This window comes from Amycolatopsis sp. NPDC059235, assembly GCF_042754125.1.
Classification (GTDB): Bacteria; Actinomycetota; Actinomycetes; order Mycobacteriales; family Pseudonocardiaceae; genus Amycolatopsis; species Amycolatopsis albidoflava.
Window position 1 is genome coordinate 1 of the sequence record NZ_JBHZAG010000029.1, and the last position, 23740, is coordinate 23740.

Here is a 23740-nt window from a genome sequence, read left to right on the forward strand (position 1 = left end):
CTTGGCAAGGCATCTTCCCCGCCTTGACACGCACCCCCGAACCGTCAGGACAATAAAACTTCGGGGTGGTGGCCCCACTCAGGGCGCAATGTCGCCGCCAGGCGACGAGCAATCACCCCAAAACCTCCCGCAACCGAACAGCAAACGCCTCCGGCTGCCCCGGATACCCATTCTCCGCACCAAGAAACCCCCCATGATGACTAGGAAACACAGTCACCCCCACCCCCAACCGAGCCGCAAGAGCCCGAACAGTCCGCCCAGTAAACGTCTCCCCGGTCTCCTCCCCCACCGCCAGCACAACCCGCCCCTCAACAGCCTTCAACGCAGCAAAATCCGGCACAAAGTCAATAACCGGCCGAGACCGCGCGGACAACAACGGATCATCCCGCTTCCCGTCATCCTCGGCAGGCAACCCAAACTGCCCAGGCTCAACCTCAGGCTGCGCAAAGAACTCCTCAGTAAACTCCCCAACCCAACTGGTCATGGCGATAAACGCAGCCATCCCATACCCCCACCCCCGAGCCAAATACCGCTCAGTCACCGCATCACAAGCCCGAGCCGCCCCCTCGACATCCGGCAACGCCGCGATAGCCGGCGGCTCATGCGCCACCACCTTCGCCACATCCCCCGGATACCGAGCCACCAACGCCAGCGCAGTAACCGCCCCGCCACTGCTGGCGAACAGATCAACAGCCCCCACCCCAAGAGCCGATATCACCGCATGCACATCCCCAGCCTGCACCTCAGGCCGATTCTCCGTACCCCCGTCAGACCGAGTACTCCGCCCGAGCCCGCGCGGATCGTAAGTAACCACCGCCCGCTCCGGAAACAACCCCGCAAGCGTCCCGAACCCACTGGCATCCATCGGCTGCCCGATCATCACCAACGGCCGGTCCACCTCCGAAACCGGCCGGTTATGCACGTCGTAAACGATGTCCGCACCGTCAAGCACAAGATGATGAGTAGACACAGCGACACTCCCCTGCCTCGCGAAAACCTGTGCGAGCAGCCTACCCGACCACCGCACCCTAGAGTCCACAATGGACCCAACCGCCCAGCAGCCGACATCGGCTATGCTGGCCCCGTGGCAAATTCGGCAGGCAGCAAAGGAATGCCGCGTCCCGAACGGGAGCGGCTGATCCTCGACGCCGCCGTCCAGGAGTTCGGAGCCCAGGGCTACGCCCACGCCTCAGTAGCCGCCATCGCCCGCCGGGCGGAAATTTCCAAACCGCTCGTCTACGGCTACTTCGAGTCCAAAGACGGCCTCTACCTGGCCTGCCTGCACCGCGGCGCGGCCCCGCTGGTCGACGCGGTCACCGAAGCCCAAACCGGCACCGGCCTCACCCGAGCCCTGGACACCCTGGACGCCATCTTCCGCACCCTGGAACCCCGCCGCCTCGACTGGGCAGTCCTGTGGGACCCCACCCTCCCCCCGAACTCCGCGGTAGACGAAGCAGCCCGCTCCTACCGCCGCAAACTGTCCGCACTCGGCGCGGAAGGCACCCAAGAAGCCTTGTCCACAGCCGGTTTCGCCGACCCAGCCGACGCCTCCCTGTTCGCCCGAATCTGGTACAGCGCGGTAGCCGCCACCGTCAACTGGTGGCTGGAGCACCCGGAAGAAACCGCCGAAACCACCACCCAACGCTGCGCGAGAATCCTCACCTCCCTGCGCGGCTGACTTCGCAATCCACCCACTCGAAATACCCGCTCCCCGACACCGCCCGCTCCCGAAACGCGCCGGAATACGTGTACGCGCCGACATAACCGCGCCCATGCCCGTACCGCAATGGACTGTCCACAACAGCCTCCACCGCCACGACTTCGTCCACCCCGTCCCGCACGGTCCACCGAAACCGCTCCGGCACCCGCATCTCCCGCCCTCGCGGATCAATCTCCGGCTCGTCCCGATAGTCCACCTCGAACTGGACATCACGAAACACCGCAGCATCCCCGTCAAGCGTGCGCACATAGGCAAGCCGACAAGCCGTAGCCCCAGCCGCCCGAACATCGGTCAGCAACAGCTGCGTCCGATCATCGAGGTTGATGATCTGATAGGTAAAGAAGTCGATCGGCAGCTTGTACCGCAGCGGCAACGGTGTACGCCGAAGTGCTTGCGGCGAAACCGATCGCGCGTACTCGACAGTGCATAGCCCGCCAATCTCGGTCTCGCCAGTGTCGTCGGTAATCATCCCGGTGAAGGTCGCGAGCAAACTCAAGTGGTCATACGCCGGATTCCGCACGAACCAGGAAACCTGCGGCGTAGCAGTAATCGCCAGATCCGCCGAGAACCCGTCGTAACGCGCATGCACCTGATACGACGGATGCGCCGCTTCGATAGCGAGATCCGAATCCCACTCCAGCCGCGAACCGTCCTCCGCGAAGCGGCATTCGGTGTGCGAATCGTAGGCCTGATAGTGATGATGTCCAGGCGCGGCAGTAGACGACAAGACAGTGGTGGTGCGGCGCGCATCGGAGGTAGCGAGGTAATCGTTGTCGAAACACACCGCACCGGTGCTGCCGATCAGCGTCATGGTGTTGAGGTAGCGGTGCGGCCGGGGCAGTTCCGGCACGAAGATGCCGTAGTGCGTCCACGCCCAGGTCCGCGAGTCCGGATGCGGCCGCAGCAGACCAGGCCGGTCGAACGGCTTCGCGGACGCCTCGATCCGCTGGTCGAAGCGAGGGAGCACCCGGTTCACCACGAACGGCGCGGCAGCGGTCAGCACGCTCATCTTTCCTCCTCAGTGCCTATTACCCTAGAGTAAGTTACTCTAGGGTCAATTCGGAAGGGAGCAGTCGGATGACACGGTCCTGGTGGGGTTGGGGCGACACCGAAGAAGCGCTGACCGCCGAAGAATCGGAAGCGCTGGTCGCGCGCACGTCCGCCTTCCTTCCCGCCCACGACTTCACCGACCACGCTCCTCCCTCGCCGGACGACCTGCCGGCGCCGCCGTCCCGGCTCCGCCCGCCCGCCGCGCTGGCCCGGCTGTGCTCGACCGGCCAGGCCGACCGGTTGTCGCACGCGCGCGGCAAGGCGTTCCGGGACGTCGTCCGGAACCTGGAAGGGCGGGTCGAGGCGGTGCCGGACATCATCGCGCGCCCGGAGTCCGAGCAGGACGTGCTCGACCTCCTGGATTGGTGTTCCACCAGCGGCACGCCGGTAATCCCCTACGGCGGCGGCAGTTCCGTCGTCGGCGGCATCGAACCGCGTTTCCCGGCCCCCGCGGTGTCGCTGGACCTCGGCCATCTCGACCAGGTCGTGGAGATCGACCGGACGAGCCGCGCCGCGCGCATCCAGGCCGGGGTGTACGGGCCCGCGCTGGAGGACCAGCTCCGCCCGCACGGCCTGACGCTGCGGCACTACCCCCAGTCGTTCACGCACTCCACGCTCGGCGGCTGGCTGGCGACCCGCGCCGGCGGCCACTTCGCGACGCTGGCCACGCACATCGACGACCTCACCGAGTCCCTGCGCGTCGTGACTCCGGCCGGCGTCAGCGAGTCGCGACGGCTGCCCGGTTCGGGGGCCGGACCGTCGCCGGATCGGCTGGTCCTCGGCTCGGAAGGCACACTGGGCGTGATCACCGAAGCGTGGATGCGACTGCAGGAACGTCCCCGCTGGCAGGCGAAAGCGTCGGTGAGCTTCACCAAGTACGCCGACGCAGTACGAGCGACCCGGGCGATCGCCCAGTCCGGCCTGTACCCATCGAACTGCCGCCTCCTCGACGCGGCGGAGGCGTTCCTCAACACCGGGGTCCAGGCGGACGGCTTGCTGCTGCTCGCGTTCGAGTCCGCCGACCATCCGGTGGACGCCTGGCTGGACCGCGCGCTCGAACTCGCCGCGGACCACGGCGGCACCGTCACCGCCCGGCGCGGCGAATCCGGTTCGGCGTGGCGATCGGCCTTCCTGCGGATGCCGTACCAGCGCGACGCGCTCGCCCGCCGGTCGATGGTGGTGGAGACTTTCGAAACGGCCTGCACCTGGGACGCGTTCGAGTCGCTGCACGAGGCAGTCACGACGGCCGCGAACGCGGCGATCGCCGAGATCTGCGGCGCGGGCGTGGTGACCTGCCGGTTCACCCACGTCTACCCGGACGGCCCCGCGCCGTACTACGGCATCTACGCGACCGGCCGCTGGGGCAGCACCGTCGCGCAGTGGGACGAGCTGAAAACCGCGGTGTCCGAAGCGGTTCTGACCAATGGCGGCACGATCACCCATCACCATTCGGTCGGCCGCGACCACCGCCCGTGGTACGACCGGCAGCGCCCGGACCCGTTCGCCGCTGCCCTGTCCGCGGCGAAGGACGCCCTCGACCCAGCCGGAGTGCTGAACCCGGGCGTCCTGCTCCGCTAGTCCTTACCGCCGCAGATACCGCAACGCCCGCGCCGCCGCGTGACTGCCGCACATCCCGTGCGCGCCTGGTCCCGGCGGCGTGGCCGCGGAACACACGAAGTGGCCTGGAACGCCGACATCGTACGGCTGCAGGGTCACCCGCGGCCCGAACACCAGCTGTCGCACGTCTTTCGCTCCGGTGAGGATGTTCCCGCCGACGAAATTCGGGTTCCCCGCAGCGAATTCCGCCGACGACGTGGTCACCGAACCGATGACGCGCTCCCGGAACCCCGGCGCGAACCGTTCGATCTGCGCGGTGATCGCCTCGGTCACGTCGCCGGAGTAGCCATGCGGCACATGCGCGTACGCCCACACCGGATGCACATCACCGACCGAACGGGACGGATCGGCCAGGTATTGCTGACCCAGCAACACAAACGGCCGCTCCGGCATCCGTCCATTGTGCACTTCACACTCACCCGAAGCGACTTCCGCCGCAGAACCTCCCAAGTGGACAGTCCCGGCCGCCCGCGCTTCCGGCGAGCGCCACGGAATCCCGTCCTGCACCGCGAAGTCCACTTTGAACGCACCGGGGCCGTAGCGGAACCGCTCGTACGCCCGCCGGATCCGCGGCGGCAATCGATCGCCGAGCACCGATGCCAGTGCGCGAGGTCCGACGTCCCACACCACCACATCCGCTCGCGGCAGCTGCGAAACCGCCTGCACCCGCACGCCGGTCTCGATCTTCCCGCCGAAGTCGGCCACCAACGCGGCCAATGCGTCGCTGATCGCCCGCGACCCGCCCTCGGCCACCGCCCAGCCGTGCCGGTGACCCGCGGTGAGAATGCCGAGCCCGATCGCCGACGACAGCGGACGGTCCAATGGCCGGAACGCGTGTGCCGCAACGCCGAGCCACAGCGCACGAGCCTGTTCAGTGCGGAAGTACCGGGCCAGCACGGTCGCCGGAGCGACCGTCGGCAGGCCGAATCTGCCCAGCAGCAACGGATGTTTCGGCACCCGCAGCAGCGGGCCGAGAATGTCCTCGCTCAGCGCGTCGTAGTTCCGCGCCGGTGCGGAGAACAGCGCTGACCAGCGGCGTTCGTCCGGACCGAGCCCGGCGGCGGTGGCGGAGACCGAGCGCCGCAGGACCCCGGCGGTGCCGTCGTCGAGCGGGTGCGCGCAGTCGATCTCCGGCAGCCGCCAGCGCAGACCGTACCGGTCGAGCCCGAGGCCGGTCAGCACCGGAGAGCCGACCGCCATCGGATGCGTCGCGGAGCAGTGGTCGTGCAGCAGGCCGGGGACGATCGCCTCGTAGGTGCGGGTGCCGCCGCCGATCTCGTCGGTGGCCTCCAGCACCGTCACGTCGACGCCGGCGCGCGCCAGCACGGCGGCCGCGGCGAGCCCGTTGGGACCGCTGCCGACCACCACCGCCGTAGTCATGCCAGCACGCTGCCGGTCTTGGCCTGGTGAGCGGTCCAGGTGACGGTGAGCGGAATCGGACCGTTCGGCAGCCACGGCTGTTCGTTGACCGCGTCGGCCACCGTCCAGTGGCCGCGCTCGATCACGCCCAGCGCCGCGTCAATCACCTGGTAATGCTGCACCTTCGAGTGGATGGCCTGCGATTCGACCCACACCACGATCCACTCCCCGGGGGCGAATCCGACCCGCTTCTGCACCGCGTTGACGAAGTCGAGGCCGTGCAGATGCCCGTCGCCGAAGTTGAACCCGAGGATCGAGTTGCAGCCGAATTCGGCCTCGCGCACGGTCCGCGCGTCGAGGTCCGGCAGGTTCTTCGCGAGCACGGAGAACAACCCGCGGCCCTGGCTGTGCATCGACCGCCAGGCGATCGTCTGCTGCATGGTGATCTCGGCGATTTCGGCTGGGTAGCCCATCTCCTGCAACTGGTCGACCTGGTTCTTCGTCGGCCGGTGCGGCAACGTGTTCAGCTTCGCCTCGGCACCCGGCGCGAAGGCCCACAGCGCCGACGCCCAGTTGCCCGCGTATTGCCGCATCGACGGCAGGAACGACACTAGATCCGGCCGCAGGTTGCCCAGGATCGGGAAGAACAGCAGCGCGGCCGCGATCACGACGGCCAGCCAGCCCGGCGTCATGTCGCCGACGCCGTATCCAGCGCTCGCCGGGAAGCCGAGGAACAGGAAGATCGCGAGGTAGCCGAAGAGAATGTTCCACTCCAGCGGCACCGCCAGCGGGAACGTGGACGTGATGAACAGATGGAAGACCACCATCAGCGCGACGCCGGCGAGCGTGGCCCAGTGATTGGTGGAGAACAGCAACACCAGCGGGGCAATGATTTCCACCGTCGTCCCGCCGACGTGCGCCATGAACGACGCGAGCTTCGACGGCCGGATGTCGTTCGGGAAATCGCGGTAATGCGCTCGCTTCAGCCACTTGAACGGCACACACGGACTGTTGGACACCATCGGCGGCACCACATTCGTGAAGTGCTTGCCGAACTTCGAGACGCCCGCGCCGATCCAGACCAGGCAGATCAGCAGTTTCGCGGCAATGATCATGTTCACGAACGGAAGGAAGGCGAAGAACACCAACGCGGGCAGATACTGTTCACCCCGCGCGGCAAGGAAAACGGTCTTGTCCCGCAAGCCATTCAGCACGTACAGCACGATCGGCGCGATCAGCAACGCCGGACGCACGAGCCCTGTGGTGTTGCCCGGAAGCGCGGCCGACAACGCAGCGTCCGGGACGCCGGGCAGCACGATCGCGGTCAGCAGTGTCGCGAGGAAAGCCAGGTACAGCAGCACATCGAAGCCGTTTCGCCGGTCGCCCTTGGTGAACGGCACGCGCTTCCACGGTCGCAGCCGGATTGTCCCGGGCCGCGCCCAGAACAGGATCCCGCCGGTCATCGGCTTGAACTTGCCCGCGATCGGTCCCCAGGAACCGGCGACGCCGATCGCTTCCAGCAATACCGTCCACAGCACGAGCTTTTGGTAAACGACCGGTTCATGCCACCACGCGGCGATGTCCCAGAACGGGCCGACGCCGGACGTCGAGGTCACCAGCGCCACCCCGGCCAGCACGTAGAGGAAAAGCAGCTTCACCACATACGTAGCCGGAATCATTTTGGGCGAGCCGAAGCCGAACTGGACCCAGTGCAGCGCGAGCGCCTTGGTCCGTTCGAACAGTGGCTTCCGCAGGAAGGTTTCCGGATCGACCGGGGGAAAATCCCCTGTCTTGAACCCCATTGTTCTCCGCCTTTCTCCGGGCAGCATCGACCGGACCCGCTGATGCGGGCACGGATTGTTCTTTTGAGAGCGGGTTTAGCCAGCCGCGGCGAGTTCCCGGCGCAGCGCCGGTTTGTCGATCTTGCCGACTGGATTCCGCGGCAGCGCGGGCACGATGTCGATCCGCACCGGCACCTTCACCCGCGTCAGCCGGGCGCGGCAATGGTCAAGCAGCTCGGCCTCGCTCACGACCGCGGCCGGGTACAGCGTCACGGTCGCGACCGGCAGCTCGCCGAGCACCGGATGCGGCGCGCCGACCACCGCGGCTTCCAGCACCGCCGGGTGTGCGTGCAGTGCGTTCTCGATCTCCTTGGGGTAGAGGTTCTCCCCGCCCCGGATGATCATGTCCTTGATGCGGTCGACCAGGACGAGGTAACCGTCCTCGTCGAACCGCCCGACGTCGCCGGTGTGCAGCCAGCCGTCGACGATCGTCGCGGCGGTGGCCTCGGGCCGGTTGAGGTAACCGCGCATCACGTTCGGGCCGCGGACCACGACCTCGCCGGGGCCGTCGGTCAGCCTGCCTTGTGGATCCATCAGCGCGACTTCCTGTCCGGGCAGCGGACGCCCGACTGTGCCCGGTTTACGCGGCCCGGCCAGCGGATTCAGCGTCGACGCGCAGCTTCCCTCGGACAGTCCGTACCCCTCGACGACCACCACCCCGAACCGCTGCTCGACACGCTGGATCAGCTCAGCGGGCATCGGCGCGGCACCGCAAACCACCAGCCGCAGCGACGAAGTGTCCGGCCGAACAGTCTCCGGAAGACCCGCCAGCCGCGCGTAAATCGCTGGTACGGCGGAGAAAAACGTCGGTCGGACGCGTTCGATCGTGTCGAAGAAGTCGTCGGCGCGGAATCTCGCAGTGATCGTCGAGCGGCCGCCGGCGAGCAGCGGCGCAAGCACGCTGACCACGATTCCGTTGACGTGAAACAGCGGCAAGATCAGCAAACTGTGGTCCGCCGGGCCGAGTTCGAGCGCGTTGACGATCATTTCGGTCATCGCCCGCACGTTGGCGTGGTCGAGCACGACGCCTTTCGGCTGTCCCGTCGTGCCGCTGGTGTAAATGAGCAACGCGACGGCATGCTCGTCGTCGGCCACCGGCCCTTCGTCCGGCGCGGCGGTCGCCAGTTGCTCGAGCCGCAGCGTCACCAGATCCGAATCCTCTTGTCCCACCACGACTTTCGCCTTCGCATCCGCGATCTGGAACGACGCCTCGCCGTCGGTCAGCTCCGGGTTCACCGGCGTGACCGCGGCCCCGAGCCGCCAGGCCGCGAACAACACCACCGCGAACTCGACCCGATTCGGCAGCAGCACCGCGACCACATCGCCCGCGCCGACCCCTCGGGCCCGCAACGAGGCCGCCGCACTGCGCACCCGCACCGCGAATCCGGCATTCCCGAGTTCGCCGTGTTCATCGGCGAGACAGGGCAGGTTCGGGTTCCGCCGGGCTCGTTCTTCAGGCAGGGCCGCGAGGTGCATCGTCGAAGTCCTTTCCCAGGGCGGCTTAGTGGGAAATGACGGTAAGGACGGGCCGTGACCCAGGCCATAGGCCGCAGAACCGAAGGCTTCGCCGGTCGTTGTGCCGGGGTCACAACCGCCTGCACCGAGGGGGTGAACGACGCCGCTCGCCTGTCGCCGCGGCGGCCCGGTGGTTACCCTGACCGCCATGTCCGACGCCGTCGACGCCGTCGTGGCCGAGATCGCGCACGCCATCGACGCCGATCTCACCGCGCGCACCACCGAGCTGACCGACTGGTTCGTCGAGATGATCCCGGAGTTCCGGCACGACGAGACGGTCCGGAAGCTGATGATCGCCAGCACGTCGGCGAATCTGGTCGCGATCCTCGACATGCTGTCGCATTCCATCCCGCTCGACCGGATCACCGTCCCGCCCGCCGCGGCCGAGTACGCGCGCCGGTTCGCCCAGCACGAGCTGTCGCTGGAAGCGCTGCTGCGCGCGTACCGGCTCGGCGAGCACCGGTTCGAACAGTGGGCGATCGAGGCGCTGGAGCGGCAGCCGAACATCGACACCCAGCTCGCGCTGGCCGTGCTCGCCGAACTGTCCCGCCGCACCAACCGCTACATCGACCAGGTCATCCAAGGCCTCATCGACATCTTCGAGACCGAACGCCGCCGCTGGAGCAGCCGCACCGGAGCCGCGCGGGCGGCGCAGATCCGGCTGGTCCTCGATTCGGACACGCTGACCGAGGACTCCGCGCAGCAGCTTCTCGCCTTCCCGATGCGACAGTGGCACCGCGCGGCCGTCGCGTGGCTGCCCGCCGAGGGTGCGGGCGAGCTGCAGGCCGCGGCCCGGTTGCTACAGGAGGTGTGCGGACGCGGTCCGGCGCTCACCATGCTGGCTGACGACCGCACGCTGTGGAGCTGGACGGTCAGCACGGAACGCGACGACATCGAGGTCGACCGGCTCCGCTCCGGCGTCACCGACATCGGCGGCGGCCTGCGGCTGGCTCTGGGCGCGCCCGGCTACGGACTGGCCGGATTCCGCGGTTCGCTGCGCGAGGCGGTCCGGGCACGGGCGGTCGCGGAGACCAACGAGGACCAGAGCCAGAACGTGGTGCTGTTCGACGACGTCGCGATCGCCGCCCTGCTCACCGAACAGTCCGACGATGTCTATCGATGGATCGCGCGGGTGCTCGGAGACCTCGTCGCCGACGATCCCGGTGCCGAACAGCTGCGCGAAACCCTGCGAGTCTTCCTCGACACCGACGGCAGCTACACGCACGCCGCCGCCCGGCTGCACCTGCACAAGAACACCGTCCACTATCGAGTCCGCAAGGCCGAGGAACTGTGCGGACGACCGCTCTCCGAACACCGGCTGGAAGTGGAAGTCGCCCTGCGTGCGGCCACCTTGCTGCGCAAGCGGCTGCCGTGGAACGAACCCGGCTGACCCGTCTGTCCATTGTGGATTCCTTTGCCTTCTCGGGATGCCGTGTTAGCCTGTCGCCGTGCTGCGCCTCATGACGTCCGAGCGACTCGTAACCCAGCGCGCCGGCTGAACCAGGCTGCCGGCGCGCAAGTCGGCGTACGCCTTTCTCCGGGACCTGGCCCTCTTCCCGCCAGATCCTTCTTCCTGGAGAAACGCCATGTCCCTGAGCACTTTTTCTTCGGCCCCGTACACCTCCGCCCCGGCCATGCTGGTCCGCCGCCGGATCGCGACGTACTTCGTCGGCGGCATCGACCAGATCCCCGGCCTGGTCGCCACGCTGACCCAGCACGGGAAGCTGATCCACGAGCTGTCCGTCGACGTCCGCGAAGGCGTCCGGGAAAGCAGCATGGTCAGCACGGTCCTGGTCAGCCCCGATGCGCTCGACTCGCTGCTGGACGCCCTGCGCGACCTGTCGTCCGTCGTCTCCGCTGAGCTGGCCTGATCTTTCTGAGCCACCCCCTCGCCGACGGCCCGCCGACGCGCATGCTCAGACTGGGGTCCCCACCAGCGAAAGGGCATCCCAAATGCGATTGGCCGACAAGATCACCCTGATCACCGGCGCTTCAAGCGGAATGGGCCGGGCGGCCGCCCTCACCTTCGCCCGCGAAGGCGCGACGGTCGTCGTCACCGACGTCGAAGACGCTGACGGCGCCGCCGTAGCCGAGGAAATCCGCGCACTCGGCGGCCAGGCCGAATACCGCCGCCTGGACGTCACCGACGAAGACTCCTGGGCGGCTGTCCTCGGCGCCGTCCTGGACCAGCACGGAAAGCTGGACGTCCTGGTCAACAACGCCGGGATCAGCGGCACCTTCGACCCGGATCTCACGAGCACGGCCTTCTATGACCGCCTGCTGCAAGTCAACGCCCGCGGAGTATTCCTGGGCATCAAGCATGGCGCCGCAGCGATGTCCGGCAGGGGCGGCTCGATCGTGAACCTGACGTCGATCTCAGCCTCGATCGGTCAGATCGGCGTGCATCTGGGTTATGCCGCCTCGAAGGGCGCGATCAAGGCGATGACGACCACCGCGTCGGTCCACTATGCAGGCGAGGGCATCCGAGTCAACGCGGTAGCGCCCGGCCTGCTGCCGCCCATGCGCACCTCCCGCGGCTCCACCGACCCGGTGTGGCGAGCGAAGCAGGTCGAGGGCGTGCCGATGGGGCGCACCGGGGAGGTGCAGGAGGTCGCTGATGTGATCCTGTTCCTGGCTTCCGCGGAATCCTCGTACGTAACCGGGGTAGAGATCATGGCCGACGGGGGTTACACGGCCCAGTAAGGTTTTCTGGGGCTTCCGCGGAGTTGGGCGGGAGCCCCGTAAGCCTCGGTGCGGTGTCGTGTGCACTCTGGCTGTGTTTCTGGCTGCTTGGCCCGCTCCCGCTGGCGAGCCCGTTCGGACGCCCCGGCTTAACCCGAGCCAGCTGCGCGCCGCCTCAGCTAACCAAGCGCGCCACGCGCAGCCGCCCAGCCAACCAACCCGCCAAACGCAGCCGCCCTGATCAGCCAAGCCAGCCACCCCGGTCAGCCAAGCCAGCCACGTGTAGCCACCCCGGCTAGCCAACCCCGCCACACGCCAGTCGCCTCAGCCAACCGAGCCCGTCACACGCCAGCCGCCTCAGCCAACCAACTTCGCCACACGCAGCCTCCCCGTCAGCCAACCCCGCCACACGCAGCCACCCCAGCCCTGCCACGCGCACCGCCCCGGCCACTGAGCCCCGGCACGGAGACCAGCGCGCGAACCGGCCCTCCGCGTCCAACCGCCGCAGTTCGTCGTCGAGCCCGCGGGCCGCGCGAACCCATCGCCTCTCGCCCCGGCCCACCATCGGGCCTCGCCGCCGCGGCCCCTGCCTAGATCCGCCGTCGCGAACGAGCCCACGCGGTACGTTCACCAAGCGCCGGTCTCCCCGGTCGCGAACGGAGGCGAAGCCGATGGAGCTGAGGCAGGTCGAACACTTCCTCGCCGTAGTCCGGCACCGCAACTTCACCCGCGCCGCCCAAGACGTGCACGTCGTGCAGTCCGCTCTCAGCGCGTCGATCCGGAAACTGGAAGCCGACCTCGGCGCGGACCTGTTCGACCGCACCACCCGCCGGGTGACCCTCACTCCCGCAGGCGAGGCCCTGCTCCCCCTGGCGCACCAAATCGCCGCGGACGTCGACTCCGCCCGAGGTGAGGTCGCCGCGGTAACCGGCCTCGCGCGCGGCCGGGTGTCGATCGGGACCATCCAGACCCTGACCGTCATCGACCTGCCCGCGAAACTCGGCGAATTCCGCGCCCGCTACCCAGGAATCCGGCTGCGTGTCCGGGAAGGCACGATCCCCGGACTGACCGCCGCAGTATCCGACGGCGAACTGGATCTGTCCTATGTGGGCGGTCCGCTGCCGGAGGATCTGGCCGAATTCGCCAGCTGGCAGCAAAACCTGGTCCTGCTCACCCATCCCGGACACCGCCTGTCGCCCCGCCGCCGAGTCCGGCTGGCGGAGCTGGACGGCGAACCGTTCGTGGACTTCACCGGCAGCGGCCTGCAAGCCCTGGTCGACCGCGCCTTCACCGAAGCCGGAGCCCGCCGCGACCAGGTATGCGAGGCGACAAACGTCCCACTGCTAGTCGACCTGGTCGCGGCCGGCCTGGGCGTCACCGTGGTTCCGGAACAGGTCGCCGCGAGGTCCGGGCTGCCGTTCGCCCACCTGACCCAGCCGACGCTGGCCCGCACGATCTACCTGACCGGCCGCTCGCCAAACCTCACCAACCCGGCGGCACGGGCGCTGCTGGCCCACCTCCTCGCCTGACCCCACGCACCGGCGCGAGCACCAGCGCAAAGCCGACCAACCCCAACACCAACGCGACGGTCGTCAGCCCGGTAATCCCCGCGACAAACGCCAACGCGAACGCTCGCCCGCCGAGCCGCCGCAGCAACCGGACAGCGTCGCGAGTCTCTCCGTCGACCGGCTCGACATCGGCTGCCGGGCTGACGCCGACTTCCGACTCGACGCCAGCCTCCGAGTTGAGGCTCACCGCTGGCTCGACGCCGGCCACCGAGCCGGGGCTCACGACCGGCCCGACACCGCGCACCGAATTGCCGCCGAGCACCGGGCTGCCGTTGGCCGCCCTGCCGACATTGGCCGCAGGCTCGGCATTGGCCCGGTTGAGTCCGCCAGCAGAGTTGCTGCCCGCCACCGGGTTGGCGTCGGCCACGGCATCTGCTGCCGAGCTGGCGCTGACCGCCGACTCGACGCCAGGCACTGGGCCGATGCTCCCCATCGGGTTGACGGCCATCGACTCAGCGCTGGGCACCGGATCGACACTCGCCGCCCCGTCAACACCCGCCATCGCTTCGGCACCGGTCGCCAAGCTGACGTTGGTAGCAGGCTCCCCACCCGCCACCGGGTCGATGCTGGCCGACTGGTCAACGCCCGCCATCGACTCGACGGCCATCACCGGCTCGGCACCGGTCGCCAAACTGACGTCGGCCACCAACTCGCCACCCCGCATCGCATCGACACTCGCCGCCTGGTCGACGCCCGCCATCGGCTCAACAGTCGCCACCGGCTCAGCACCGGCCGCCGTGCTGTCGCTCGCCGCATCGAGAACAACGTTGTCCTGTGCGACCCGACGATCGCCCGCGTCGCTCTTCGCAGCGAGGCCGGGCTCGGTGTCGGCGGACCGGTCCGCCGGCACGCCACCGTCGAGGTCGTCGCTTCGGGCTGGATCCTCGGCGGAGTCGCCGGGCTCAGACGTCATGGGCTGAGTATTGGCCGACGGCGACCAGCCAGTCCAACGCCTGTTTTCGCTGCGATTCAGCGATGAAATCGATCGATCCTGCGGAGGCTCATCGACTTAGCAATTGCCGCCCCTCGACGGTGCCGGGATCAGGCGAAGAGCACCTCCTCGCTGCCGACCAGCTTCACGCCTGCTGCGGACAGTTCCTCGTTCACCCGGGCGCTCTCCTCCGCGGCGGGGAGTTCGTCGTCGTAGGTGGCGTGGGCGTCTTGGACCAGCGTGACCTCATGACCGCGGTTGAGGGCGGCCAAGGAGGTGGCCCGGACGCAGAAGTCGCTCTGCATTCCGGCCACGACCAGCGGGGCTGACTCCGCAAGCAAGGAGCCCAGCGAGGTATCGGCGAAGGAGTCGGGTGTCTGTTTGTCGACTACGTGCTCGCCCGGGCGGACGTCGTGCACCAGTTCCCAGCCGGAGGTGCCGGGCACGTCGGGGTCGTCGCCGGTGCCGTTGTTCCGGACGTGCACTACTTGGGCACCCGCTGCTCGCGCACGCTCCAGGACACGCGCGATCGCGGCGGCGACTCGGTCGGCATCGGGCACTGGGGTGGGCGGGAGAAGCATGTTGTTCTGGACGTCGATGAGAAGCAGCACGGGAACCATGCCGGAAGCATCTCAGCGGGCACCGACAAAAAACGGGGCTCGGCGTTCGCCCACAGGGATGAACACTGGGCAAGCCGCGGGGCAACGCCCTGATGAGCTGACAGCGTCGCACTGGAGCGGCAACGCCTCCGCTGAAGAGGATTTCCCACCGGGTTCCGGCGCTGGCGAATTTCCAGAGCTCCAGCCGCAGCGCGCCTTCGGGCAGGGCGGCGAGTTTCCGGCAACCGCCGGCGAGCATTCGGCGACCCATCCGCCGAAACCGCTCGCTGACAGTACTTCCGCGACGACCGTCGGGCCTGCCACCAGATCCCGCAAGCTACGAGTCTCGTGGCTCCTGTGCGGAATCCGGCTGCGCTGACGGCCGAGGGTGGCGCACCGGACGTTGCCGGGCGACGGGGTAGCGCGCCAGAGGGTGCGCCTCGTCCAGTCGGTGACGGGCGCGTCGGGGCACGTCGTCCGACGGTGAGACCCAGCGGCGCATCGAGTCGTCCGGCCGGGAGGTCGGGGAGGTCGCGGAGGGCGGGGTGGTCGGCGGAGGAACAGCGGAGCGACGCCGGGCGGCGCGGCGCAGGAACACCACGGCCAGCACCACGAACACCGCGGCGACGGCCACCAGGAGCCACCAAGCTTGCATTCGTCCTCCCGTCGTGGGTGGGTCGCACGCAAGGGTGCCCGTTCGGCCCGCCGACAGCGCGATGTCCACACCGCCGGGTGTCACCGGAACGGGGGTTGTTTGCTGGATAATCGCGGAGGGCGGGTGGGGTGCCGCGCAGGTACCGGCTACGACGTCGCTAGCGAGGCCTCTACGACGACCAGGCTCGCAGTTAGCGCGAACGAAGGACACCGCTGACTGGATGCGCGGCGGAGCCGAACCCGCGAGAAATACCGAGAGCTGTCGTGCGCGGCGAGGAGCAATACCGGAATCTCGCGACGTGGCGTGGCAGCTCAAGGGCAGGATCCAGGGCGGAGCCGCGCGGCAGAGAACACCGAGGCAGCGCCGAGAACCTTGCCGCGCGAGGAAGCACGCCTCAGGTGCGACCAACACCAGCAGCGATGCGAGAACCTCGTCGCACGGGAGTGCGCTCGGGGCTCAGCAGCAAGAACACGGCAAGGAGAAGCCCCGCAGCGGCGAGCAGAACCTCAACCCACCATCAAAGGCCCTACTTCACCCCGTCCCGCAACGTCGACACCCGATCAACCGCCGCGGTAAATTCCCCGCTCGGCAAAGATCCGTCCGACAATCCCGCGGCCAGCGAGGAAGCAGCATCATCACCCTGGCTCACGTCTCGAGCGGAGGCCAGGATCAAGTCCATCCCCGCCTTCGCCGCCAGCACAGCACGGTTCCCCGGCCCGCCATAAGACTTCAGCGCGCCAGCCTCCAAAGCATCCGTCACGGTCACCCCGGCGAACCCCGTGCCGTTGCGGAGTTCCTGCACGGCCGCCGGCGAGAGTCCGGCGGGGCGGGAAGCGTCCAGAGCCGGGTACACGGCCCACGAGAGCATCACCAGCTTCACCCCGGCATCGACCACCGGGTGGTAGGGAGCCTCGTCCTTAGCGCGCAGTTCAGGCAACGGCACGTTCAACGTTACCGGCCCGACATCCGTGTTGCTTCCGGCCGGGACGGCGCCCAGCCCTGGGAAGTGCTTGGCGGTCGCGGCGACTCCGGTGGACTGCTGGGCGGTCGCGAAGTCTCGGCCCAGTGCACCGGCCACCTGGGGATCCTGGCTATAAGAACGGCCGTACTTGTCGATGAAATTGCCCGGTTGGCGGTAGACATCCAGAACTGGCGCGAGGTTCACGTTCATGCCCACCCCGGCCAGGTTCTGGCCCGCACCGGTGCCTGCGGCCTGCGCCGCGGCGGACGGGTTCGAGGACTGAGCGACCTGCTTCGCCGACAGGACCGGCTCCCCGGGCAGCCGGCGGACTTTGCCGCCTTCCTGGTCGGTCATCAGCAACAACGGCCGATGCACCGGGCTTTGCGCGTTCGCGTCCCGTAATTGTCGGATGACGCCGGTAATCTGCTGGGAGTTCGAGATGTTCTCGCCGAAGAAGATCACGCCCGCGGCTTCCCCGGCGCGGATTCGTTGCAGCAGAGCGTCGGGCGGGGTCAGGCCGGGATAGGAGTAGATCACCCGCTGTCCGGCCAGTTGCCGCGGGGCGAGTTCGGCGGGGGTGGCGGCGACCGTGCTCATCGCGAGCACCGTCACGCCGAGAGCCAGCAATGCCTTCCGACGCTTCATGGGGCCTCCGTTCGCGCGGGTCGTGGGACCACGCTAAACCCCGCGCGCGTGCTCGGCCGATCGAGCTGTCGACGGAAAAGTCCTAAGTGGACGTCAGACCCAGTAAGCGACCCGGGCCCGGTAATTGCGCAGCACCAGCAACGCCAGCGTCCATCCGACCACGGTCACCACGCCCGCGACCAGCCAGTGCGTCCAGCTCTGCTGCTGCCCGACCAGCGGCGCGCGCACGATCTCGACGAAGTGGTACACCGGGTTGAGCTGCAGCAAATTCACCGCGACAGAACCGAAACCTTCGTGCGAGGCCTGATTCATCGCGCGCACCTGGTCCATCGACCACATGATCGGCGTCGCGTAGAAGAGCATCGTGATGAAGCTCTGGATCACCGGCGGGATGTCGCGGAACCGCGTGGACACCACCCCGAACAGCAGCACCACCCACGCACCGTTCAGCAAGACCAGCAGCAGCGCGGGCACCGCGAGCAGCATCCCCCAGCCGAGCCCGGGGTGCAGCAGCGCGCCCGCTTTGTCCACCAAGCGGTACGGCTGCGAGAGCTTGCCGAAGAAGATCGCCAGCACCACTACGTACACGACAAGGTTGTGCGCCAGGTACAACGCCTGCCGCCACACCGTGCGCAGCGCGTACACCGACACCGGTGCCGGCAGCTGTTTGATCATCCCCTCGTTCGCGATGAACGTTTCCGAACCCTCAACGATGCAGCCGTTCATGAAGTTCCACAGGATGAGCCCGGTGGTGATGCTCGGCAGCAACGTCGAAATCGAGGTACCGAACAACGCGGAGTTCACCACGCCCAGCGCGAGCGCGGTGACCGCCATCCCGACGGTGATCCACAACGGCCCCAGCGACGAACGGCGGTAGCGCTGCTTGATGTCCTGCCAGGCGAGCAAGGCCCACAGTTCCCGGGCACGCAGCCCGGCCCGCAGGTCGGCGAGGGCGCGGCGCCAGCTTCTCGGGTCCGCGTCGATCGCGGGCGGAGCGGTCATGACACCGAACCTAGCCGCGATCGCCGGTCCCGGCCAACACGCGACTACGGTGTGCCGGGTGAGCTTTTTCCTGTCCCGCGTCCTTTCCGCACTCCGCGACGGCGGCGACACCGTGCTGTTCCACCACGACGACACCACGATGACGTACCGGGCGGCAGCAGAGCTGCTGTCGCGACTGCACACTGGACTCGCCGAGATGCGCGGCATGGTAGCGATCGACGCCGCGAACCGGCCGGAAGTGGTGCTCGCTCAGCTTGCCGCGCAACTGCGTGGGCTGGAAATCGTGCTGATCGCCGCGTCCGCGAGCCGTCCGGCGCGGGCGGCGACGCTGGCGGCCACCGGGGCGACCTTGCTCACTGACACCGAACTCGACACGCTCGCCGCCGCGCGTCCATCCACTCCGGACACACTGCCGGATCGAGTCACGGCGATTTTCCCCAGCGGCGGCACCACCGGAACTCCGAAGCTGATCCGGCACAGCGGCATTTACGACGGCGTGGCCCACATCTTCCAGCCGGACGGCACCAAAACCGCTCTCGTCACCGCGCCGCTCACGCACATGACCGGCAATGCCGCCGTGCTCGGCGCGCTCTGTTGCGGCAACACCGTGGTGCTGCATCGGCAGTTCGACGCCGAAAAGCTGCTGGCTGATGTGGAGCGCCATCGCATCACGACGTTTTCCCTTACCCCGCCTCGGCTCGCCGCAGTACTCGACCATCCGCATCTGTCCACAACGGACGTATCCAGCGTGCAGCAGCTTTCCCTCGGGGCCGCGCCGTTGCCGCCCCGGAGGCTGGCCGAGGCGCTCGAGGTGTTCGGACCGGTCGTCGGACAGGGTTACGGGCTCACCGAAGCGCCGATGATCGCCAGTATCTCCGCGGACGAAGTCCTTGCCCGGCCGGAGCTCCTCGGCTCGGTCGGCCGCATCGTGCCAGGCATGGAAGCCCGCGTCGAGAACGGCGAGGTACTCGTGCGCGGACTGTCCATGATGGACGGCTACCATGGCCAGCCGCCGATCGGCGACGGCTGGCTGCACACTGGCGACCTCGGCCGCTTCGACGAGGACGGCTACCTCTACCTAGAGGACCGGATCGACGACGTCATCGTCACCGGCGAGCACGGCACGAAAGTCTCTTCGACCACAGTGGAGCACGCACTTCTCAGTCATCCCAGGGTAAAAGCCGCCGCAGTCGTCCCGGAAGCCGGGCCGGACGGTACCCTTCTGCGCGCAGTCGTGGTCGCCGACAAGACAACCGCCGACGAACTGCGCGACCAGGTCCGCAGAGAACTCGGCGGCGAGCATTTCGTACCGTCCACTGTGGAGTTCAGTGCTGAGCTGCCGCTGACCCCAGTGGGCAAAGTGGACAAACAACGGCTCAAGCGCTGACCGACGGTCCCAGCAGCCGTTCCCGGTGATGCTCCTCGTGCAGGTCTCGCCGTCGCGCGTGCAGCAATTGCGCCAACGTCACTTTGCCAAGCACCCGCGAGGGATCGTGCCGGTCGACCACCAACGCCTGTGTCGTGTGCCCGAGCGCCAGTTCGTTCGCGACATCGCGCAGAGTGTCGTCCGCGTACACAACGACATCCGCCGACATCTGCACATCCGGTTGGTGCGTCATCACTTCATGCACGAAGAACGTCTCAAGTGGATCAGTCGTGTACTCGCGAGTGAGGTGCAGCCGTCGCCGCGCGATCTTCTCGGTGAGCACGGAACGCTTGAGCAGCAACACCGAAAGCGCGTACGCCGAGAACGACGCGACGACGAGTGGCAACAGATAACTCCACGCGTGGGTCAGCTCCAAAGTGAACACAATTCCGGTGAGCGGCGATCGCATCACGCCGCCGACCACCGCGGCCAGCCCGCACGTAGCCCAGAATCCCGGCGCGACGTGTGGCAGCAAACCGCCTTCCGCCGCACCCAGCGCGGCACCGATCATGAACACTGGTGCCAGCACGCCGCCGGAGGTCCCGGATCCCAGTGACAGCGCCCAGATCAGCGTCTTCACAACCAGGATTCCGACGATCAGCGACGCGGTCGCGTGCCCGGTGAGCAGCGTGTCGATCACGTCGTAGCCGACGCCGAGCGCGTGCGGTTCGATCAACCCGCCGATGCCGATCACGAGGCCGCCGATCGCGGGCCACCACATCCAATGCACGGGCAAGCGCCCGAAAAGATCTTCGGCGAAGTAAACGAGCGCGGTCGCGCCGATCGCCAGCAACCCGCCGGTGAGTCCGGGGATGAGGGCGAGACCGTCCGCGGCCGGGCCGGGGTTCGCGCCGGTGAACGGGACCCCGAAAACCGGTCCGGTGCCGAGCAGGAAACCGCGGCACACCGTCGCGACCGACACCGCGGCGGCCACCGGCACGAGGCTGCGCGGACGCCATTCGAAGAGCAGCAACTCGACCGCCAACAGGACCGACGCGAGCGGCGCGTTGAACGTCGCCGCCATCCCGCCCGCGGCACCGGCGACGAGCAGCGTCTTGCGTTCGTCCGCGGACAGTTTCAGCAACTGCGCGAGGATCGAACCGACCGCGCCGCCGGTCATGATGATCGGTCCCTCGGCGCCGAACGGGCCGCCGGTGCCGATGCTGACCGCCGCCGAAACCGGCTTCAGCACCGCGACGCGCGGGGCCACCCGGCTGCCGCCGGTGAGGATCGCTTCGATCGCCTCCGGCATGCCGTGGCCGCGGATCTTTTCCGAGCCGTAGCGCGCCATCAGGCCGATCACGAGCCCGCCGACGACCGGCGCGAGCAGCACGAGCCACCACGGGTGGTGCTGCGCGCCCGGCGCGACGAGATCCGTGGCGACGCGCTGGTAGAAGACCATATTGGTGATCAAGCCGATGAGCTTGAGCAGCGCGAACGCCGCCACCGCCGCCGCGCCGCCCACCGGCAGCGCGATCGCGGTGATCAGCAGCATCCGCGGATTGACTGCGAAGTCGCCGAGGTGCGCGGCCCGCGCCGGGATCTTCACAGCCGGCCCGGCCCGGCCGTCGGCACACCGGGTGCCGATTCCGCCGCCGCGACCAGGTCGCGGACCGCCGTCGAGACCGCCTGGCTCCGCTGGGCGGGCACTTCCGCCAGCAGCTCGGACAGCGCGCGGTGGCGTCGGTCCACGACACCCGTGACGACCTCGCGCCCGGCAGCGGTGACCTCGATCGTCACCACCGTGCGGCGGTGCTCGTCCTCTCCGCGCACGACGTATCCGTGCGCCTCGAGCTTGTCGGCCAGCCTCGTGACCGAGGAGGCGTTGACCCCCATCGCCTCGGCGAGCCGCGAACACGGCACGCGTCCCAGGCTGTCGAGCACCACGAGCAATCGCACCTGCGGGAAGGTGACGCCGCGCGGGGCGGCGTGCGCGCTGTCCCAGGCCACGGCCACGAGCACGCGAGTCAGCCGCTCGAGATCGGCCACGTCGTCCGGCAAACCTTGCATAGTGCAAAAGTTGCTATAGACAAGGCTCTGGGTCAAGGGTGTGCTCGGTCACGAGGGCGTTCTCCCCGGCTGCCCGTTTTGTCGGTGATCTTGGCTAGGGTGGCGTTGAGCGACGCGGAGGTGAGCCGGTGGAGACCCACCCACTCCGGGGCAACCCCGGGGAGCAGCACGACACGTACCCACAGCGCCCCGCGCAGCGGCGGCACGCTCCGCGTGCAAGACAGCGCGGATGAACGGAGAACGAGTCGCCTCCGCGTCGCTCCTCGAACCGATGCCGGTGTGGCGGTGGCCGGTCGCGCGGTGGACGACGTTCGACGAATGCGCCGCGGCGCTGGACCTCACCGTCGGCGAACTGGCGTGGTTCGCCGACGAACGCGGCTGGCACCGACGGTCGCGGCCCGTGCTGCGGCACTACAGCTACCGCTGGATCCCGACGTCCACCGGCGGCGCGCGGTTGATCGAACGGCCGAAGCCCCGGCTGGCCGAGGTGCAACGCCGAGTCCGCAGGCACGTGCTCGACGCGCTGCCGGTCCACGAGGCCGCGCACGGTTTCCGTCGCGGCCGCTCGATCCACACCTGCGCCCGGCCGCACGCCGGACAGGACCTGGTGGTGCGGCTCGATCTGGCTGGGTTTTTCCCGACGGTCTCCGCGACCCGCGTGCGCTCGCTGCTCGATCTGGCCGGCTACCCGCCGGCCGTCGCCGCCGCCATCGCCGGAATCCTCACCACTCGCACCCCGGTCGACGTCCTGCGTGCCGCGCCCGCTCGGTCGAGGATGCTGGACCACCTCGCCGGCACGCACCTCCCGCAAGGCGCGCCGTCATCGCCCTCCGTGGCGAACGCCGTCACCACTCGCTTGGACCGCCGGCTTTCCGGCCTCGCCGCCGTACTGGGCGCGAACTACACCCGCTACGCGGACGATCTCGCCTTCTCCGGCGACGCGAGCCTGCCGCTGCATCGGCTGCTACCCGGTGTGCGGCGGATCGTGACCGACGAGGGCTTCCGCCTGCGCGACGACAAGACGTCAGTGAAACCGGCCTACCGGCAGCAACGCGTCGCGGGCCTGGTGGTGAACGCAGCGCCGGCCGTCGCTCGCTCCGAGTACGACGAGCTGCGGGCCGTGCTGCACAACTGCGTCCGGACCGGTCCGGCGTCGCAGAACCGTGCCGGGCACCCGGATTTCCGCGCGCACCTGCTGGGCCGGATCGCGTGGGTCAGCGCCGCGAACGAGACTCGCGGCGCGAAATTGCGCGGCCTGTTCGACCGGATCGACTGGCCGTGAACGCGGTGGTTCAGACCGATAACAGGCTGAGATTCCGCTCCATCTCGGCCCACCATCCGGCCGCCGGAACATCTCTCGGCTGAATCAACGAGGCTTTGACCAGAATGTCGGGCCGGTTTTCTCGCCAAGCGTAGGAAAAAAGCTCGTCATAATGCGCCCGCGGAAGCCACCCCTGTTCCCGGCCCGCTTCCAATCGCATGAGCTGCCGAGCAAGATCCACGCTGCTTCGCTCACAACTGCGAAACGCGCTCGAAAATCGTTGCACGGCCACCGCGTCGCCTCGCCGAAACGCCTGGCAGGCAAGGAAAAGCGCGGTCACGGCGAGGACGTCCGACCGATGCACCCCGCCCTCCGCCGCCAGATGTTCCGCGAGCTGAAAACTGCGCTTCCGCCGTCCCCGGCGCACCATTTCCGCCAGCGCTCGCTGCTGACGAGTGAGATATTCGTCTTCCCGCAGGTACTGCACAGCGTTTCCTCCCCTGCGCCCGGTCCCGACCCAGGCCGCTTCCCGGTACAGGATGCTCCACCAGGGTGACAGATACGTCGGCGACACTCAGCCGTTCGGAGCAAAATATCACCCAGGGGCATCGACAGTACCCGACCGCGCAAGCTCAGGAATTCCTGTGGAGTTCAGGGAATCGGGGACTTCGGCGGGGGTTGCGGAGGTTTTTCACATGGGCCGGTTTCCGCATTCGTTTCGGGGGTTGGGTTGGGTTGCCGATGCGGATGTGGTGAGTTGCTGCGGAATCCGCATCGTGGGGCGACCGGTCCCGGTGAACACCCCGGGCCCGACGGAGGCGGCGGTCGCGAATCGCTTTCATGGCAAGGGGTTGCTCCACTCAAACGGAGCGGGCCTCCGGGCGGTTCGCGCTTCGAC

21 protein-coding genes are annotated in these 23740 nt (G+C 68.3%); 8 read left to right on the forward strand and 13 right to left on the reverse strand.

What is annotated here, in order from left to right; all coding sequences use genetic code 11:
• Positions 1–112: 112 nt before the first annotated feature.
• Positions 113–880: an alpha/beta hydrolase gene (locus ACFXI3_RS20225; protein ID WP_378401334.1), complete on the reverse strand. Its 768-nt coding sequence runs from the start codon at positions 878–880 to the stop codon at positions 113–115.
• 204 nt (positions 881–1084) lie between these two features.
• Here ACFXI3_RS20225 and ACFXI3_RS20230 point away from each other — a divergent pair, with 204 nt between their 5' ends.
• On the forward strand, positions 1085–1678 hold the full coding sequence (locus tag ACFXI3_RS20230) for a TetR/AcrR family transcriptional regulator (protein WP_344271158.1): 594 nt from the start codon (positions 1085–1087) through the stop codon (positions 1676–1678).
• Here the strand turns inward: ACFXI3_RS20230 and ACFXI3_RS20235 are convergent.
• On the reverse strand, positions 1659–2729 hold the full coding sequence (locus tag ACFXI3_RS20235; protein WP_378401212.1) for a DUF6670 family protein: 1071 nt from the start codon (positions 2727–2729) through the stop codon (positions 1659–1661). The genes ACFXI3_RS20230 and ACFXI3_RS20235 overlap by 20 nt on opposite strands.
• Positions 2730–2797: 68 nt before the next feature.
• Between ACFXI3_RS20235 and ACFXI3_RS20240 the strand changes: the two genes are divergently transcribed.
• Positions 2798–4348: an FAD-binding oxidoreductase gene (locus ACFXI3_RS20240; RefSeq protein WP_378401214.1), complete on the forward strand. Its 1551-nt coding sequence runs from the start codon at positions 2798–2800 to the stop codon at positions 4346–4348.
• Between the two features lie 3 nt (positions 4349–4351).
• On the opposite strand, the gene ACFXI3_RS20245 is transcribed toward ACFXI3_RS20240, so the two are convergent.
• The 3 genes from ACFXI3_RS20245 to ACFXI3_RS20255 form a co-directional block, all read right to left on the reverse strand.
• Positions 4352–5767: a phytoene desaturase family protein gene (locus ACFXI3_RS20245; RefSeq protein WP_378401216.1), complete on the reverse strand. Its 1416-nt coding sequence runs from the start codon at positions 5765–5767 to the stop codon at positions 4352–4354.
• Positions 5764–7548, reverse strand: a complete 1785-nt coding sequence (locus ACFXI3_RS20250; protein ID WP_378401218.1) for a DUF3556 domain-containing protein — start codon at positions 7546–7548, stop codon at positions 5764–5766. Before ACFXI3_RS20250 ends, ACFXI3_RS20245 begins: the two co-directional genes overlap by 4 nt.
• A gap of 75 nt (positions 7549–7623) precedes the next feature.
• On the reverse strand, positions 7624–9063 hold the full coding sequence (locus ACFXI3_RS20255) for a class I adenylate-forming enzyme family protein (protein WP_378401220.1): 1440 nt from the start codon (positions 9061–9063) through the stop codon (positions 7624–7626).
• 187 nt (positions 9064–9250) lie between these two features.
• Between ACFXI3_RS20255 and ACFXI3_RS20260 the strand changes: the two genes are divergently transcribed.
• From ACFXI3_RS20260 to ACFXI3_RS20275, 4 genes are all read left to right on the forward strand, one after another.
• The gene (locus ACFXI3_RS20260; RefSeq protein ID WP_378401222.1) at positions 9251–10492 is read left to right on the forward strand and encodes a PucR family transcriptional regulator; all 1242 of its coding nucleotides are present in this window, start codon (positions 9251–9253) and stop codon (positions 10490–10492) included.
• 196 nt (positions 10493–10688) lie between these two features.
• A complete protein-coding gene (locus tag ACFXI3_RS20265; RefSeq protein ID WP_344271141.1) occupies positions 10689–10973 on the forward strand; it encodes a hypothetical protein in 285 nt (94 codons plus the stop codon).
• 82 nt (positions 10974–11055) lie between these two features.
• On the forward strand, positions 11056–11805 hold the full coding sequence (locus ACFXI3_RS20270; RefSeq protein ID WP_378401224.1) for an SDR family NAD(P)-dependent oxidoreductase: 750 nt from the start codon (positions 11056–11058) through the stop codon (positions 11803–11805).
• A gap of 650 nt (positions 11806–12455) precedes the next feature.
• Complete coding sequence (locus tag ACFXI3_RS20275) at positions 12456–13313, forward strand: LysR family transcriptional regulator (RefSeq protein ID WP_378401226.1); 858 nt, start codon at positions 12456–12458, stop codon at positions 13311–13313.
• Here ACFXI3_RS20275 and ACFXI3_RS20280 read toward each other — a convergent pair.
• The 5 genes from ACFXI3_RS20280 to ACFXI3_RS20300 form a co-directional block, all read right to left on the reverse strand.
• On the reverse strand, positions 13267–14265 hold the full coding sequence (locus ACFXI3_RS20280) for a hypothetical protein (RefSeq protein WP_378401228.1): 999 nt from the start codon (positions 14263–14265) through the stop codon (positions 13267–13269). The two genes, ACFXI3_RS20275 and ACFXI3_RS20280, sit on opposite strands and share 47 nt — an antisense overlap.
• Positions 14266–14393: 128 nt before the next feature.
• Positions 14394–14903 carry an isochorismatase family protein gene (locus tag ACFXI3_RS20285; RefSeq protein ID WP_344271131.1) on the reverse strand — a complete coding sequence of 170 codons (510 nt, stop codon included), beginning with the start codon at positions 14901–14903 and terminating at the stop codon, positions 14394–14396.
• 316 nt (positions 14904–15219) lie between these two features.
• Complete coding sequence (locus ACFXI3_RS20290) at positions 15220–15537, reverse strand: hypothetical protein (protein ID WP_378401230.1); 318 nt, start codon at positions 15535–15537, stop codon at positions 15220–15222.
• A gap of 526 nt (positions 15538–16063) precedes the next feature.
• The gene (locus tag ACFXI3_RS20295) at positions 16064–17143 is read right to left on the reverse strand and encodes a glycoside hydrolase family 3 N-terminal domain-containing protein (protein WP_378401232.1); all 1080 of its coding nucleotides are present in this window, start codon (positions 17141–17143) and stop codon (positions 16064–16066) included.
• Positions 17144–17236: 93 nt separating this feature from the next.
• Positions 17237–18145 (reverse strand): ABC transporter permease, encoded by a 909-nt coding sequence (locus ACFXI3_RS20300; protein WP_344271122.1) that lies wholly within the window; start codon positions 18143–18145, stop codon positions 17237–17239.
• Between the two features lie 58 nt (positions 18146–18203).
• On the opposite strand from ACFXI3_RS20300, the gene ACFXI3_RS20305 reads away from it, so the two are divergent.
• Entirely contained in the window at positions 18204–19532 is a 1329-nt protein-coding gene (locus ACFXI3_RS20305) for a class I adenylate-forming enzyme family protein (protein WP_378401336.1), read from the forward strand.
• On the opposite strand, the gene ACFXI3_RS20310 is transcribed toward ACFXI3_RS20305, so the two are convergent.
• Together ACFXI3_RS20310 and ACFXI3_RS20315 are read right to left on the reverse strand one after the other, a co-directional pair.
• Positions 19522–21120 carry a chloride channel protein gene (locus ACFXI3_RS20310; protein ID WP_378401234.1) on the reverse strand — a complete coding sequence of 533 codons (1599 nt, stop codon included), beginning with the start codon at positions 21118–21120 and terminating at the stop codon, positions 19522–19524. The two genes, ACFXI3_RS20305 and ACFXI3_RS20310, sit on opposite strands and share 11 nt — an antisense overlap.
• Positions 21117–21581 (reverse strand): MarR family transcriptional regulator, encoded by a 465-nt coding sequence (locus ACFXI3_RS20315; protein WP_344271116.1) that lies wholly within the window; start codon positions 21579–21581, stop codon positions 21117–21119. The genes ACFXI3_RS20310 and ACFXI3_RS20315 overlap by 4 nt, the downstream gene beginning before the upstream one ends.
• A 229-nt stretch (positions 21582–21810) precedes the next feature.
• On the opposite strand from ACFXI3_RS20315, the gene ACFXI3_RS20320 reads away from it, so the two are divergent.
• Entirely contained in the window at positions 21811–22863 is a 1053-nt protein-coding gene (locus ACFXI3_RS20320) for a reverse transcriptase family protein (protein ID WP_378401237.1), read from the forward strand.
• A gap of 10 nt (positions 22864–22873) precedes the next feature.
• Here ACFXI3_RS20320 and ACFXI3_RS20325 read toward each other — a convergent pair whose 3' ends face one another.
• Positions 22874–23329 carry a hypothetical protein gene (locus tag ACFXI3_RS20325; RefSeq protein ID WP_378401238.1) on the reverse strand — a complete coding sequence of 152 codons (456 nt, stop codon included), beginning with the start codon at positions 23327–23329 and terminating at the stop codon, positions 22874–22876.
• Positions 23330–23740: the final 411 nt, after the last annotated feature.